This is a genomic window from Stenotrophomonas sp. YJH_SMC_65, from assembly GCF_059369475.1.
This window is the reverse complement of sequence record NZ_JCAFSR010000013.1, coordinates 24,493-38,000: the sequence shown is the minus strand read 5'-3', so window position 1 is coordinate 38,000 and position 13,508 is coordinate 24,493. Positions and strand designations below refer to the sequence as shown.

Here is a 13,508-nt window from a genome sequence, read left to right as displayed (position 1 = left end):
GAAGCCGCTCGGCAGTAGATCCACGCCATGCGTGGATGCGGTGCCACGAACGAACCCTAAAGCTCCAGCACGCGCCGGTAGCTCAGCGGTCCACGCCCGTCACGCAGGCCCAGCCGCAGTTCCAGCCCGGTGGCCGGCAGCACCTCGCCCTCGCTCGGCAGCATCGCCCAGCCGGCCCCGGGCTGCCAGGCGCGCACCTCGAACCGCTGCACATCCTTTGCCACTGCAATGCCTTCCGAAGGAACCGGCGCGGGCAGGGGATAGCGGTCCGTCGCCGTACCGCTGGCGCGCCACAGCGTGTTGCCTTGCCGCCACCAGCGCACCCGCTGCCAGCGCAGCCCATCACTGTCGACGCTGCGGGTGATCTCCAGCGCAAAGCTGCCATCCGGATGCCGTTCGCTCACCAGCGAAGGCGGCAACAGTCGCTGCGCACGATCCGCCGGGCGCACAGCGCCGTTCATCAGCGCATCGTCGGCACGCATCTCGATATCGCGCTGGAACTGCTGCAGCACGCGCAGTGCCGTCGTGGTCTCGGCATCGGCCCGGCGCAGGCGCTGGTCGCTGCTGGCCACGCTGTCGAGCGCTCGCCAGCAGATCAGCGCCAGCACGCCCATGATGGTGATCGCGATCATCACCTCGATAAGGGTGAAGCCTGCGGCGGTACGCTTCATTGCGCCGCGGTCCACGGCAGCTGCATCCGCGCCAGCGACTGCCGCGGTGCATCTTCGGCAGCCACGCTGAGTTCCAGTTGCGGCTGTCCGTCACTCCCCGTGCCGATATGCTGCAGCACCAGGAAACTGCTTCGCCCCTGCACGCAGCGCAGTCGTGCATCCTGCGGCGGCTGCCCGGCCAGGCGCAGCTCCTGCCAGCGGTCCTGCGCACACAACAGCGCCAGGCGACGGTCGCGCAGGCGTGACTGATCGTCGGTGGCCACCGCGACCGAGCGCATGACCGCAGCCAGCGCAATCGAAACGATCGCCAGTGCGATCAGCACTTCGATCAAGGTGAATCCGCGCATGTTCCGCTTCACTGCACGACCTGCAACTGTCCGCTGCCATCGTCACGAAGACGCAGCTGGCGGCCCTGCAACGACAACGTCAGTTCCCATGCCACGCCGATCCACTCCGGGCTCAGTTCAACCGGGGTGGCCGGCTGCACCACGATGCCGGCCGGTTGCCATGACTGTGGGCGCAGCAGGTCGTCGCGTTGCACGTCCACCCAGCGGGTGCCTTCGCGCCTGCTGAACCGGTAGCCGGCGGCGTCGGCCTGCCAGCGCAGGGGGCGGCCATCGATGCGGGCCTCGTCGCGCGCCACCTGCAGGCGCTGCGCCAGTCGTTCGGCCTCCTGCCGCAGCTGGCGCGCGGGGTCGAGCAGGCCGCCCAGGCCCAGGCCGATGCCCGCCGTGCAGATGCCGATGATCACCAGCACCACCATCAGTTCCAGCAGGGTGAAACCACGCGGCACGTGCTGCATCGACGTTGCCTCCTGTCCAGGTCGATGCCTGCCAGCGTAGGCCCGCATGATGAAACAAAAGCGTCAGCGGCGGCTGCTAGCGTGGGCGGACACGAACGTGGCGATGGTGCGGAACATGGATGGCAGGCGCTGGGATCGCAATCGGATGTTGACCCTGCTGGCGGCCACCCTGCTGCTGGCGGTGGTGGCCTATTGGAGCGTCACCCTGTCTGCGGTGGCGCCTGCGGCGGCAGCCAGCGAAGCGCATGCCGATGCGCCGGCCCGGCCGCTGTTCGATGCGGTGGCCAGTCTGCCGCTGGTGCGGCTGCTGTCGCCCGGTGCGGTGCAGACCGAGGTGGTCGTGCTGGGTGTGATGGCGGGTGACCACGCGCCCCTGGCCCTGTTGTCGGTGGATGGACGCCCGCCGGAGGCTTACGCGCCCGGCCAGCGGCTTGGGCCCTGTACGGTGCTGGCCAGCATCAGCGCCAACGCGGTGGAACTGAACCAGGCTGGGCAATCGCGCAGCCTGCCGGTGCCCGCGCTGCCACCGGTGCCGAACGATGGCATCGTGCCGGCCGCTCCGCAGGGCGGCGCTCGGTAGAGCCGAGCCCGCGCTCGGCTGCCTCTGCATGGCCGTTGAAAGGTGTGCAGGCGCAGCCGGGCGTGGGCTCGGCTCTGCAGATGCATGGGTTCATCGCGCCGGACGCTGCGGTACCACGGACCGCCCGAAGGCATCGCCCATGCGTTGCCGCGTGCCTTCCAGGTTGTACTGCATCAGCTGGTTGCCGGGCTGCCGCATCAGGCGTTCGGCATCCGGCAGCGCCGCTGACTTCGCCGATTTCGGCGCCGGCGCCAGCCTGCGTTGCAGGCATTCCCACGCCGGGATGCGCTCGCCGTTGACCTGTACTTCGATGCACGGCGCAGCACCGTCCTGCTTCTTCGCCTCTCCGGCCCAGGCCGATGGCAACGCCAGCAACAAGGCAAGGGCGAGGGCAGGGCGAAGGCCCGTCTTCAATGGCTCACTCATCTCGAATCTCCTGCAACAACCGACGCTCTGCAATGAAGACGTGTGGCGAGGGCAGTCTACGCCGGCGAGTGCTCTGGCGCTGTCACAAGATGACAGTGCTGTCACAAAACTGGTGGCGGTTTTGACGCGACGTGCACGTCCTGTTGGTAGACCCACGCGCCGCTCCCTGGCCACTCCCTCCGATACGACGCGATGCCTTCGATGACTCCTGTTCCGTGCCGAGCCGTCCGCTTTCCGTTGCGCCTGCATCCGCTGGTGCTGGCGCTGGCCGCGATGCCGCTGCCATTGTTCGCGCAGGAGGCAGCGCCTGCGCCCAGCGTGAACATCAATGAATACATCGTGCGCGGCAACACCGTGCTCGATCCGCGTCAGATCGAACGGGCGGTAGAGCCGTTCCTCGGCCCGGGCAGGACCCTGGCCGATGTCGAGAAGGCGCGCGATGCGGTCCACGCGCTGTACCAGCAGGCGGGCTACCAGTCGGTCTACGTCGAACTCCCCGAGCAGCAGGTCAGTGGCGGCGTGGTGCTGCTGAAGGTGCAGCAGACGCCGATCGGCCAGCTGCGCGTGGTCGGCACCCGCCACGAATCGCCCGACCGCATACGCGATCGCGTACCGGCACTGGCCGAGGGCAAGGTGCCGGACTTCGACCAGGCCCAGAAGGAACTGACCGCACTGAACGAAGGCGGGCGTCGCCAGGTGATGCCGCTGGTGCGCGAAGGCCAGGTGCCGGGCACGATGGATGTGGACCTGCAGGTCGAGGAGAAGTCGCCGTGGCGTGCCAGCGCGTCACTCAACAACGACCACAGTGCCGACACCGAGAAGCTGCGCCTGAGTGCGTCGCTGGCCTACGACAACCTGTGGAAGCGCGGGCACAGCGCCAACATCGGCGTGTACCTGGCGCCGGAAGATACAAAGCAGGCCAAGGTGTTCTCGGCCTCGTACACGATGCCGTTCGAAGGCACGCCGTGGAGCCTGGAAGCCTCCGGCTACAGATCCGACAGCCGCGTGTTGAATGCAGGCGGGCAGGTCGGTACCGGCACCGGCACCAACGTGATCGGCAACGGCCATTCGATCGGCCTCAAGCTCAACTACCGCCTTGCCGGCAGCAGCCAGTGGTGGCGCCAGCTCAGTCTCGGTGTGGATTTCAAGGACACCGAGGAAGACACGCAGATGGGCAAGGACAGCCTGAAGACACCGTTGAAGTATGCGCCGATCACCCTGGCCTTCGTCGGCGTGCGCCAAGGCGAGCAGGATCAGCTGAGCATCAACACCCAGCTGGTGGCCGGTACCCGCCGCCTGTTCGGTTACGGCAGCGACGCCACCGCGTTCGGGCAGAAGCGCTACTGGGCTGATCCGAGCTTCGTGGCCGTCAAGGCCGACGTGGCCAACACCCACACCTTCAGCAATGACTGGCAGTGGTATGCGCGTGGCTCGCTGCAGGTAACCGATGCGCCACTGGTGTCGGCCGAGCAGTTCGCTGCTGGCGGCATGTACACCGTGCGTGGCTACCTGTCGGCCGAGGCGATCGGCGACTACGGCGGCCTGGCCAGCCTGGAATGGCGCACCCCGGCGTGGTCGCTGTGGAGCGGCACCGATCTGCGTGTCTACAGCTTCGCCGACGCGGCCTACCTGCGCCTGCGCCGGCCGCTGCCCGAGCAGCGTGACATGTACAACCTGGCCTCGGTCGGCCTGGGCACGCAGCTGCGCCTGGGTGAACACCTGCAACTGCGCCTGGACTACGCCTGGCCTTATGCCGATGGCCCGGTCACGCGCAAGGACGACCCGCGCCTGCATTTCAACATCAGCACCAGCTACTGACCCTTCCCTTGAACATGCGTTCTCCGGAGACCCTTCGCATGGACCGTTTGCTTTCCCGAGTATTGCTGCTGCTGGCCGCGCTGGTTGCGTTGCCGGCGGCTGCGGCCGATGCCAATTGGTGGCAGGCCGAATGGAAATACCGCAAGCCGATCACCGTCGACGCCGGCCCGCAGGGCGCGGGCCTGGCCGGTGACCCGGGCCGCACGCCACTGCTGCTGCGGCTGCATACCGGCAACTTCGGCTTCGACGGCACCCAGGATGCGGGCAACGACCTTCGCTTCGTCTCGGGTGATGGCCGTACCGTGCTGGCCCACCAGATCGAGCAGTTCGATCCCACGCTGGGCCTGGCCCTGGTCTGGGTGGACCTGCCGGCGGTCAGTGCCGCCGCGCCGCAGACCATCTGGATGTACTACGGCAATGAAAAAGCCCCGGCCAGCGGCAACGGCCAGCAGGTGTTCGATCCGGACTACACGCTGGTCTACCACTTTGCCGAGGCCAATGCGCCGGCACGCGACACCACCGCCTATGGCAACAATGCCGGTGCGGTGGTGCCGCCGTCGGAAGGCGCGGTGATCGGCCGCGGCGTGCAGCTGGGCGCCGGCCCGCTGCCGCTGCCGGCCAGCGCGTCGCTGGCGCAGGAAGCGGGCGCGCCGCTCACCGTTTCGGCCTGGATCAAGCCGGGCAGCAACAATGCGGCTCAAGCCATCTACGCCCGCCGTGATGGTGCTTCCGAACTGGTGCTGGGTATCGAGAACCGCGTGCCGTTCGTGCAGCTCAATGGCCAGCGCAGCACGCCGGCGCAACCGATTCCGGAAGGGCAGTGGGCGCATGTTGCACTGACGGCAGAGAAGGGCGCGTTGCAGCTGTACCTCAATGGGCGCGTAGCTGCCCAGCTGAGCGGGGCGCTGCCGGCGCTGGCCACCGCGCCGGTGGTCGGCGCCGATGCGCCGGGCGCGGCGCAGCCGCTGGCCAACTTCGAAGGTGCCCTGGACGAGTTGCGCATTTCGCGGGTGGCACGCCCGGCCGCGCTGCTGCTGGCCGACGCCACCGCTCAGGGCGCCGACTCGCGCCTGGTCAGCTACGGCGCCGACGAGCAGTCCGCCGGGCAGAGCCACTTCGCCTTCATCCTCAAGGCGATGCCGTTCGATGCCTGGGTGGTGGTCGCCATCCTCGGCCTGATGATGCTGCTGTCGTGGGCGATCATGATCGCCAAGAGCCGCCACTTCGGCCGTACCAGCAAGGCCAATGCGGTGTTCACCGAGAGCTTCGGCAAGCTGTCCGGCGTACCGCTGCGCACCCTGTCCGACATGGACCGCCAGGGCAAGGCGCCGACCGCCATGCACGATGGCTCGTTGTGGCGCATCTACCAGGTGGCCATCGATGAAATGCAGCAACGCCACCAGCGCGATGGCAACAGCGGCTACCTCAGTGGTGCCACCATCGCGGCGATCCGCGCCTCGATGGATGCGGTGATGGTGCGCGAGCAGGAAGCGATGGCGCGGCGCATGAACTGGCTGTCGACCACCATCGAAGGCGCGCCCTACGTGGGCCTGTTCGGCACCGTGATCGGCATCATGCTGGTGTTCGTGGTTGCGGCAATGGCCGGCGCGGTGGACATCAACTCGGTGGCACCGGGCATGGCCGCGGCGTTGCTGTGTACCGCCGCCGGCCTCGGCGTCGCGATCCCGGCGCTGTTCGGCTACAACTACCTGGGCGCGCGTGCCGAAGCGATCAGTGCGGACATGGCGGTGTTCATCGACGAATTCGCCGCGCGCCTGGCCGAAGAGCAGGACGGGCGCGGCCCGGCCGCGGTCCAGGGCTGAGGGGCGCGCCATGGGCCAGAAGGCGAAGTTCGGCATCAAGAAGCGCGAGAAGGGCATCAACGTGACGCCCTTCGTCGATGTGCTGCTGGTGGTGCTGGTGATCTTCATCCTGACCAGCAACGCTTCCATCCCCGGCATCGAGGTCAACCTGCCGAAGGCCAGCAACAGCGTTGCGCTGGAGAAGCCGAAGACCAAGGCGATCACCATCGACCCCAGCGGCCAGGTGTTCCTGGATGCCTACCCGGTGACGATGGCCGAGCTGGAAGACCGGTTGCGTACCGAGCGCGCGACCACGCCGGACTTCCCGGTGATCGTGCGCGGTGACGCGCAGGTGCAGTACGCCCGCGTGGTGGAGGTGCTGGACCTCCTGCGGCGCCTGGAGCTCGCCCAGGTCGGCCTGGTCACCGGCAAGGCGCAGGGCTGAGGCATGACGGCCCATCAACCCCCTCGGCCGGAGCCCGGCATGCGCGGTCGCCAGCTGCTGGTGACTGTCGCGCTGGTGCTGGCCGCGTTGCTGGTGCTCGGCATCGCCGTGTGGTGGATGCTGTTCAAGGACACCGCCAGCACCCGTCGGCCGGTGGTGCAGCCGCCGATGCTGGCGCTGCCGCCAGCGCCTCCGCCACCCCCGCCGCCGCCGGAAAAGCCGCCGGAGCCGGAAACGCCGCCGGAGGAGACGATGCCCGAACCGGAGCCGCTGGAGCAGCCGACGCCGGCTGAAGAGCCGGTACCGACTCCGGACAATGCCGATCCGGTGACGATGAACGCCGATGCGCAGGCCGGCGGTGACAACTTCGGCATCCAGTCCGGCAGTGGTGGCGGTTCGTCCGGCGTCGGTCGCGGCGGTGCCGGCAATGCCACCTATGGGCGCTACCTCGGCTACCTGATGCAGCAGGCGATCTCGCGCGACGACAGGGTCAAGCGCCTGGCGTTCCAGCTGCAGGTGAATGTGTGGCTGGCCAGCGATGGCCGCCTGGAAAAGGTCGAGCTGGTGCGTGGCAGTGGCAACGAGGAGGCCGACGCGGCCGTGCTCGATGCACTGCGTCGCATCGGCAAGGTCGACCAGGCACCCCCACCGTCGCTTGATTTCCCCGCCCGCGTCCTGATCCAGGGCCGCCGGCCCGGGGCCTGATTCCCGACCTCCGTGATTTCCCTTCTTTCGATGAGAACCGTGATGAACGACCACGTCCGCGCACGAACCGATTCCCGCCGCCCGCGGCCGGCCCGACGGGCGCTGCTGTGCTGCGCCGTGCTGCTCAGCCTGGCCGCCCCGGCCGGTGCGATGGCCGCCGAAACGACCATGGTCAAGCTGATCAAGGGCCTTATCGCCAGCGGCGCACTGAAACCAGAAGACGGCCAGGCATTGCTGGTGCAGGCCGAGGCCGAAGCGGCGGCCGCCCAGCGCAGCGCAGCCACCGCGACCTCGGCCGCCAGTGGCGGTGTCGCCCTGGAGGCCGGCGACGTGCGCGTGCCCTACGTGCCGCAGAGCGTGCGCGACGGCATCCGTGACGAAGTACGCCAGGACGTAATGGCGCAGGCCAGGTCCGAGGGCTGGGCGGCACCGAACGAAGTGGCTGAGTGGACCAAGCGCATCAAGGTCACCGGTGACATGCGCGTGCGCAGCGAATCGCGCTTCTTCTCCGAACGCAACAGCGATATCGTGAGCAACTGGTCGTCGATCAATTCCGGCAACGGCTTCGACACCAACACCAACACCAACCTGCAGCTGCCACCACTGCTGAACACCCGCCAGGACCGCCGCAACCTGTGGCGCATCCGCGCCCGCCTGGGCATCGAGGCGACCATCGGCCAGCACACCACGGCCGGTGTGCGCCTGGCCAGCGGCAGCAGCAATGGCCCGGTGTCGACCACCGAGCAGCTGGGTGGCGGCCTGAGCAAGAAGGATGTATGGCTGGACCAGGCATGGCTGGCCTACAGCCCGGCCGACTGGGTGACGGTGCGCGGCGGCCGCTTCGGCAATCCGTTCTGGACCAGCGACACGCTGTTCTCCAACGACCTCAACTTCGATGGCCTGGCCGCCAACCTGAAGTACGACTTCGACGGCGGCGACCTCGGCCTGTTCGGCAACCTGGCGGTGGTACCGCTGGAATACACCTCCGACAGCGCGCCCAGCCAGAGCCGGGTCAAGACCCCGAACGAGAACAAGTGGCTGTCCGGGGCGCAGGTGGGCGTGAACTGGCGCTTCAATGACGACAACGCGCTGCGCGCGGCACTGGGCTACTACGACTTCAAGAACATCAGCGGCCGCCTGTCCTCGCCGTGCGCGCTGTATGCGGGCGCGGTGGGCTGCGACACCGACTGGTCGCGTCCGGCGTTCATGCAGAAGGGCAACACCCTGATGCTGATCCGCGACATCGCGCGCAATCCGCTGGATCCGGCCAATACGCCCACCCCGCAGTATGTCGGCCTGGCCTCGGCATTCCGCCTGGCCACGCTGAACCTGCGCTGGGATACGCAGCTGGCCCAGGACGTCGGCCTGCGCCTTGAAGGCGACTACATCCGCAACCTGGCCTACGACAAGCAGGCGATGTTCAGTCGCGCCAACAACGGCATCGTCAACAACTACGGTGCCGGTGGTGCCGCCAGCATCGACACCTTCCGCAGCGGCGACACGGCATGGATGCTGCAGGCCACCTTCGGTGCCACCGAGCTGAAGGAGAAGGGCCAGTGGCAGGCGCTGCTGGGCTACAAGCACATCGAGGCCGATGCGCTGCCGGATGCCTACAACGATCCGAACTTCCACCTCGGCGGCACCAACGCCCGCGGCTACTACGTGGGCGGTGCCTACGCGCTGGATGCGCGCAGCTGGATCAGCGGCAAGTGGATGGCGGCCAAGGAAGTGTCCGGTGCGCCGCTGTCGATCGACGTGTTCCAGCTGGAGTTCAATACCGGCTTCTGAGTGACGGCGTGATGCGGATCACGTAGTGCGTGGCGGGGGCGCAGCGATGCGCCCGTCTAGGGAAAGGAGACCACGCGTTGTTCAAAAGGAGGAGTGGATGAGCCGTCGCAAGCTGTTCGAGAGTCCCGAACCGTCCAGCCAGATGCTGGGTGTTGGACCGGCCTATGTTTCCGTGGAGGGCCTGCGCCAGCACCTGGCCGAGTTCCTGCTGTACGCGGGCCGGCCGGTGGTGATCATGCGCGGGCGCAGCGAAGTGGGCTACTTCCTGCCGGCGCGCTGCTGGCGCCAGCGTGACGATGATCCGCTGGCGGCCGCGGCCGCCGACCAGCTGCTGGATGCCGCCGGGTTCCAGGCCGAAGACATCCAGCAGGTGGAGCAGGAATTCAACGCGATGCGCCAGCGCACGGTGCTGCATTCACGGCGCTGAGCCCTCTGTTACGCCGCCGCCCCACGCTCACTGGTGATGCGTGCACCTTCGCGCATCACCAGGGTCACCGGGGTCTTTTCCACCACCTCCAGCAATCGCTGCCACTGCGCATCGCTCAGCTCGGCACTGGCATGCAGCACGCGGTGCACGTGGAGGCGCCCGTCCTCATCACGTTCCGAGCGCAGCTCGGCATGGAACTCGCCCAGGTCCCAGCCCTTGCGCTGCGCGTACATGCGCAGGGTGATGGCGGTGCACGCCGCCAGCGAGGCCAGGTACAGGTCGAACGGCGCGAAGCCCTTGCCCTGGCCGCCCAACGAGGCGGGCTCGTCCGCATCCACATCGACGCTGCCATTGCTGATGTGGTGCAGGTAATTGTCGGCGGTCGAAACAATGCGTGCGTAGGCCATCACATTCTCCATCTATCCATGGCGTCGAGCCACGCTCGATTAAACACACTGTAGCGTCGAGCCATGCTCGACGGCTCCCCAAAGGCGGCGCCAGCCAGGACCGGCGCCGCCACCCGGTTACTCGGTACGATCGTACGAGAACTGGATGCCCGCCGTACCGCCGGTTTCAATGAAGAGGTTCATGAAGGCCGGCACCGTTTCCGAACGGGCCCAGTCGCGCTGCAGCTCGCAGAACAGCTGCGGCACGCTGATCAGCTGGCCGCCGGCCTGTTCGATGCGGCGCAGCGCGGCATCGTGCGCGGCCAGCGAGGTGCCGCCGACGGCGTCGACCACCACATACACCTCATAGCCTTCCTTCAACGCATCCAAGGCCGGGAAGGTCAGGCAGGCCTCGGTCCACAGCGCGGTCATGATCAGCTTGCGGCGGCCGGTGGCTTCCACCGCCCTGCGGAACTGGACGTCTTCCCAGGAATTGATGGTGGTGCGGTCGTAGGTCGGATAGTCACCCAGCACCTGGCGCAGCTGCGGAATCGGCGGCTTGTTCAGGCCGGTCTTGACGTTCACCGTCGAATGCACGATCGGCAGGCCATAAGCCACTGCGGCTTTGGCAGTGCCGACGATGTTGTTGACCAGCAACTGGCGGTCCATCGAAGCAATGGAGTTCACCTGCACCGGCTGGTAGTCGATGATGATGAACGCGGAGTTCTGCGGGGTCAGCAGATGATCGCTGGCCGGGTCGCGGATCGGTTCACTGGACATGATGGGTCTCCGGTTGAGAGGCGTGCCGACAGCGGGCCGGCACCCCGGGCGTAGGTCAGCTGCGCTGCGAATCCAGCGGCTCGTGGTTCTTCTGCACGTCCTGCGCCTTCAGGTAGCTTTCGATCAGCAGCTGGTAGTTCGGGAAGATCTTCGTGTAGACCTCGGCCCATTGCTGGGCATCGTCGCGGTTCCAGCTGCGCTGGATCTCCGAGGCCACCGCGGCGGTGTCCATCGGCACCACGCCGGCCTGCACCACCCGGGCCAGGGTGATCTCCTCGGCCATCTTCGAATAGGTGCCCGAGGCATCGATGACCGCGAACACCTGATAGCCATCGGCAACGGCGGCAATGGACGGGAAGGCCATGCACACGCTGGTGATGGTGCCGGCAATGATCAGCTGCCTGCGGCCGGTGGCCTTCACTGCGGCAACGAATTCCGGGTTGTCCCAGGCGTTGATCTCGCCCTTGCGCGCCACGTACCGGGCATGCGGGGCTGCGTCGTGGATCTCCGGGATCAGCGGGCCGTTCGGGCCCTGCGGAACAGAGGCAGTGGTGATCACCGGCATCTTTGCAAGCGTGGCCATCCTGGCCAGCGCGGTGGCGTGGGCGCGCACGCGGGTGAACGGCATGTCACCGATGGTCTGGAACAGGCCGCTCTGATGGTCGATCAGCAGCATCGCGGCGTTGTCCGGATCGATCACCGGGCGGGCACCGTTGAAGTTGGCGGGGGTACTCATGGTCAGTCTCCTGGAAAAAGCGGGCGATGGCCCGGAGGGTGCGGCGGGCCATCGCCCGCCGCTTGAAACGATCAGTGCGCGATCTGGCCGAAGCGGCCGCTGTTGAAATCGTTGACCGCCTGCGCGATCTCGGCCTGGCTGTTCATCACGAACGGGCCATAGCCCACCACCGGCTCGTCGATCGGCTCACCGCTGAGCAGCAGTACGGTGGCGTCGCTGTCGGCGTCGACGAACACGTCCTCGCCGCTGCGGTCGAAGGTGACCAGCTGCGCTTCGCCGACCGGCTGGCCGCCGTTGATCCGCACCGTGCCCTTCAGCACCACTAGCGCCAGCGTGCGGCCCTCGGCCACCGGCAGGTCGGTGTGGTGGCCCTGCTGCAGGCGGATGTCCCAGACATCCATCGGCGTGTGGGTGCGCGCCGGGCCGGCATGACCGTGGAAGCGGCCGGCGATGACCCGCACGCGGCCGGCGCCATCGGGCAGATCCACCGAGGGAATCTCTGCGTCGAGCAGGGTCTGGTAGCCCGGTGCGCCCATCTTGTCGCGCGCCGGCAGGTTCACCCACAGCTGGACCATGTCCAGCGTGCCGCCGCGCCTGCTGAATTCCGGCGTGTGGAATTCCTCGTGGAGGATGCCGGAGGCAGCCGTCATCCACTGCACGTCACCCGGGCCGATGGTGCCGCCGGCCCCGGTCGAATCGCGGTGTGCGACCTCACCCTCGTAGACGATGGTGACGGTCTCGAATCCGCGATGCGGATGCTGGCCGACGCCACGCGGCGTATTGCTGGGGGCGAAGGTGTACGGGCCGGCGTAATCCAGCAGCAGGAACGGGCTGAGGTGCTGGCCGTGGGTGTTGTAGGAAAACATCGAGCGGGCGGGGAATCCGTCGCCCACCCAGTGCGGGCGGGGGGCGCTGTAGGTACCGGTGACACGCTTCATGGCGATCTCCTGGCCGGGGCTGCCGGCCGCTGTTCTTCGTTGCGAAGACGATATCGCCGTGACAATAAGGCCGGTAGACGCCAGTATTTGCCGTCATAGTCCTATCTGGTGAACAATGTCTGCAGGCCGTGGCCGCAGGAGATCGCCCCGTGTTCATCGCAGATATCCGCCGTTGTGACCTCAACGACCTGTTCTACTTCGCCATGGTGGTCGAGCATGGCGGCTTCTCGCAGGCCGGCCGGGCGCTGGCGATGCCGAAGTCGAAACTGAGCCGGCGCATCGCGCTGCTGGAGGAACGGTTGGGCGTGCGCCTGATCCAGCGTTCGACCCGGCGTTTCTCGGTCACCGAGGTCGGCCAGGACTACTACCGCCACTGCAAGGCCATGCTGGTCGAAGCCGAAGCGGCCGAGGAAGCCATTGCGATGTCACGTGCCGAGCCGCGCGGCACAATCCGCCTGGCGTGCCCGATCGCGATCCTGCACGCGCGCATTGGCACGATGCTGGCCGATTTCCTGGCCCTGCACCCGCAGGTGACGGTGCAGCTGGACGCCACCAACCGGCGCGTCGATGTGGTGGGCGAGGGTGTGGACGTGGCGATCCGCGTGCGGCCGCCGCCGCTGGAGGACAGTGACCTGGTGGTACGCGTGCTGGCGCGCCGGGTCTGGTGCACCAGTGCCAGCCCGGCGCTGCTGCAGCGGCTGGGCACGCCGCAGGTGCCGGCCGACCTGGCGATGATGCCGACCGTGGATCTGGCATCGCCCAGCCAGCAGCATGCCTGGGAATACACCGGGCCGGGCGATGTGCTGGCCAGCGTGCACCATCGCCCGCGGCTGGTCAGCGATGACATGATCGCGTTGCGCACCGCCGCGGTGGCCGGGGTGGGCCTGCTGATGCTGCCGCGGATGATGATCAGCGACGAGCTGGCCAGTGGCGCGCTGGTGCCGGTACTGCCGGAGTGGGTGCCCAAGCACGGCATCGTGCACGCGGTGTTCCCGTCGCGACGCGGCCTGTTGCCTGCGGTGCGTGCGCTGATCGACTACCTCGCCGAACGCTTCGAGGCGCTGGAAGAACCGTAGATCCTCCATCCACGCCATGCGTCGATGATGCTTTCGTGGCGCGGCTTGCCGCCTGCGGCCCCGCAGCCCACAATCCACGTCCGGACCGTCGCCATCACGCCCATCATTCCCCGGTCCGGCCTTGGCAC

General features: G+C 67.6%; 16 protein-coding genes. 8 read left to right on the top strand and 8 right to left on the bottom strand.

Annotated features, from left to right (window positions below; translation table 11 throughout):
* Window positions 1–56: 56 nt before the first annotated feature.
* From AC5P7A_RS19460 to gspH, 3 genes are read right to left on the bottom strand one after another with little or no spacing between them, the layout of a single operon-like run.
* On the bottom strand, window positions 57–671 hold the full coding sequence (locus AC5P7A_RS19460; protein WP_346601182.1) for a prepilin-type N-terminal cleavage/methylation domain-containing protein: 615 nt from the start codon (window positions 669–671) through the stop codon (window positions 57–59).
* The gene (gspI, locus tag AC5P7A_RS19455) at window positions 668–1,018 is read right to left on the bottom strand and encodes a type II secretion system minor pseudopilin GspI (protein ID WP_153643303.1); all 351 of its coding nucleotides are present in this window, start codon (window positions 1,016–1,018) and stop codon (window positions 668–670) included. The genes AC5P7A_RS19460 and gspI overlap by 4 nt, the downstream gene beginning before the upstream one ends.
* An 8-nt stretch (window positions 1,019–1,026) precedes the next feature.
* A complete protein-coding gene (gene gspH / locus AC5P7A_RS19450) occupies window positions 1,027–1,473 on the bottom strand; it encodes a type II secretion system minor pseudopilin GspH (RefSeq protein WP_046430958.1) in 447 nt (148 codons plus the stop codon).
* Window positions 1,474–1,576: 103 nt separating this feature from the next.
* On the opposite strand from gspH, the gene AC5P7A_RS19445 reads away from it, so the two are divergent.
* A complete protein-coding gene (locus AC5P7A_RS19445) occupies window positions 1,577–2,053 on the top strand; it encodes a general secretion pathway protein (protein WP_014647359.1) in 477 nt (158 codons plus the stop codon).
* A gap of 90 nt (window positions 2,054–2,143) precedes the next feature.
* On the opposite strand, the gene AC5P7A_RS19440 is transcribed toward AC5P7A_RS19445, so the two are convergent.
* Window positions 2,144–2,479 (bottom strand): hypothetical protein, encoded by a 336-nt coding sequence (locus tag AC5P7A_RS19440; RefSeq protein ID WP_111207000.1) that lies wholly within the window; start codon window positions 2,477–2,479, stop codon window positions 2,144–2,146.
* A 201-nt stretch (window positions 2,480–2,680) separates the two neighbouring features.
* Between AC5P7A_RS19440 and AC5P7A_RS19435 the strand changes: the two genes are divergently transcribed.
* The 6 genes from AC5P7A_RS19435 to AC5P7A_RS19410 all read left to right on the top strand — a co-directional run bounded on the left by AC5P7A_RS19435 (window position 2,681) and on the right by AC5P7A_RS19410 (window position 9,464).
* Window positions 2,681–4,297, top strand: coding sequence for a ShlB/FhaC/HecB family hemolysin secretion/activation protein (locus tag AC5P7A_RS19435; protein WP_495220518.1), 1,617 nt, complete (start codon window positions 2,681–2,683; stop codon window positions 4,295–4,297).
* Between the two features lie 38 nt (window positions 4,298–4,335).
* Window positions 4,336–6,120 carry a DUF2341 domain-containing protein gene (locus tag AC5P7A_RS19430; RefSeq protein ID WP_111207002.1) on the top strand — a complete coding sequence of 595 codons (1,785 nt, stop codon included), beginning with the start codon at window positions 4,336–4,338 and terminating at the stop codon, window positions 6,118–6,120.
* A gap of 10 nt (window positions 6,121–6,130) precedes the next feature.
* Window positions 6,131–6,544 carry an ExbD/TolR family protein gene (locus tag AC5P7A_RS19425; protein ID WP_005409874.1) on the top strand — a complete coding sequence of 138 codons (414 nt, stop codon included), beginning with the start codon at window positions 6,131–6,133 and terminating at the stop codon, window positions 6,542–6,544.
* Between the two features lie 39 nt (window positions 6,545–6,583).
* On the top strand, window positions 6,584–7,249 hold the full coding sequence (gene tolA / locus AC5P7A_RS19420; protein ID WP_136191784.1) for a cell envelope integrity protein TolA: 666 nt from the start codon (window positions 6,584–6,586) through the stop codon (window positions 7,247–7,249).
* A gap of 42 nt (window positions 7,250–7,291) precedes the next feature.
* Complete coding sequence (locus AC5P7A_RS19415) at window positions 7,292–9,037, top strand: putative porin (RefSeq protein WP_111207007.1); 1,746 nt, start codon at window positions 7,292–7,294, stop codon at window positions 9,035–9,037.
* Between the two features lie 97 nt (window positions 9,038–9,134).
* Window positions 9,135–9,464, top strand: coding sequence for a hypothetical protein (locus AC5P7A_RS19410; protein WP_005409871.1), 330 nt, complete (start codon window positions 9,135–9,137; stop codon window positions 9,462–9,464).
* Between the two features lie 8 nt (window positions 9,465–9,472).
* Here the strand turns inward: AC5P7A_RS19410 and AC5P7A_RS19405 are convergent, their stop codons facing one another.
* From AC5P7A_RS19405 to AC5P7A_RS19390, 4 genes are all read right to left on the bottom strand, one after another.
* Complete coding sequence (locus tag AC5P7A_RS19405) at window positions 9,473–9,871, bottom strand: OsmC family protein (protein WP_014647353.1); 399 nt, start codon at window positions 9,869–9,871, stop codon at window positions 9,473–9,475.
* Between the two features lie 117 nt (window positions 9,872–9,988).
* Entirely contained in the window at window positions 9,989–10,630 is a 642-nt protein-coding gene (locus tag AC5P7A_RS19400) for a hydrolase (protein ID WP_032962577.1), read from the bottom strand.
* 55 nt (window positions 10,631–10,685) lie between these two features.
* Window positions 10,686–11,366 carry a hydrolase gene (locus AC5P7A_RS19395; RefSeq protein WP_014647352.1) on the bottom strand — a complete coding sequence of 227 codons (681 nt, stop codon included), beginning with the start codon at window positions 11,364–11,366 and terminating at the stop codon, window positions 10,686–10,688.
* A gap of 71 nt (window positions 11,367–11,437) precedes the next feature.
* A complete protein-coding gene (locus tag AC5P7A_RS19390) occupies window positions 11,438–12,304 on the bottom strand; it encodes a pirin family protein (RefSeq protein WP_014647351.1) in 867 nt (288 codons plus the stop codon).
* Between the two features lie 149 nt (window positions 12,305–12,453).
* On the opposite strand from AC5P7A_RS19390, the gene AC5P7A_RS19385 reads away from it, so the two are divergent.
* Window positions 12,454–13,380: a LysR family transcriptional regulator gene (locus tag AC5P7A_RS19385; RefSeq protein WP_014647350.1), complete on the top strand. Its 927-nt coding sequence runs from the start codon at window positions 12,454–12,456 to the stop codon at window positions 13,378–13,380.
* The last annotated feature ends 128 nt before the right edge of the window (window positions 13,381–13,508 follow it).

What these genes read in the sequence shown, in the direction of transcription:
- AC5P7A_RS19460 (WP_346601182.1), bottom strand. Translation starts at nt 671, where the DNA reads ATGAAGCGTACCGCCGCAGGCTTCACCCTTATCGAGGTGATGATCGCG.
- gspI (WP_153643303.1), bottom strand. Translation starts at nt 1,018, where the DNA reads ATGCGCGGATTCACCTTGATCGAAGTGCTGATCGCACTGGCGATCGTT.
- gspH (WP_046430958.1), bottom strand. Translation starts at nt 1,473, where the DNA reads ATGCAGCACGTGCCGCGTGGTTTCACCCTGCTGGAACTGATGGTGGTG.
- AC5P7A_RS19445 (WP_014647359.1), top strand. Translation starts at nt 1,577, where the DNA reads ATGGTGCGGAACATGGATGGCAGGCGCTGGGATCGCAATCGGATGTTG.
- AC5P7A_RS19440 (WP_111207000.1), bottom strand. Translation starts at nt 2,479, where the DNA reads ATGAGTGAGCCATTGAAGACGGGCCTTCGCCCTGCCCTCGCCCTTGCC.
- AC5P7A_RS19435 (WP_495220518.1), top strand. Translation starts at nt 2,681, where the DNA reads ATGACTCCTGTTCCGTGCCGAGCCGTCCGCTTTCCGTTGCGCCTGCAT.
- AC5P7A_RS19430 (WP_111207002.1), top strand. Translation starts at nt 4,336, where the DNA reads ATGGACCGTTTGCTTTCCCGAGTATTGCTGCTGCTGGCCGCGCTGGTT.
- AC5P7A_RS19425 (WP_005409874.1), top strand. Translation starts at nt 6,131, where the DNA reads ATGGGCCAGAAGGCGAAGTTCGGCATCAAGAAGCGCGAGAAGGGCATC.
- tolA (WP_136191784.1), top strand. Translation starts at nt 6,584, where the DNA reads ATGCGCGGTCGCCAGCTGCTGGTGACTGTCGCGCTGGTGCTGGCCGCG.
- AC5P7A_RS19415 (WP_111207007.1), top strand. Translation starts at nt 7,292, where the DNA reads ATGAACGACCACGTCCGCGCACGAACCGATTCCCGCCGCCCGCGGCCG.
- AC5P7A_RS19410 (WP_005409871.1), top strand. Translation starts at nt 9,135, where the DNA reads ATGAGCCGTCGCAAGCTGTTCGAGAGTCCCGAACCGTCCAGCCAGATG.
- AC5P7A_RS19405 (WP_014647353.1), bottom strand. Translation starts at nt 9,871, where the DNA reads ATGGCCTACGCACGCATTGTTTCGACCGCCGACAATTACCTGCACCAC.
- AC5P7A_RS19400 (WP_032962577.1), bottom strand. Translation starts at nt 10,630, where the DNA reads ATGTCCAGTGAACCGATCCGCGACCCGGCCAGCGATCATCTGCTGACC.
- AC5P7A_RS19395 (WP_014647352.1), bottom strand. Translation starts at nt 11,366, where the DNA reads ATGAGTACCCCCGCCAACTTCAACGGTGCCCGCCCGGTGATCGATCCG.
- AC5P7A_RS19390 (WP_014647351.1), bottom strand. Translation starts at nt 12,304, where the DNA reads ATGAAGCGTGTCACCGGTACCTACAGCGCCCCCCGCCCGCACTGGGTG.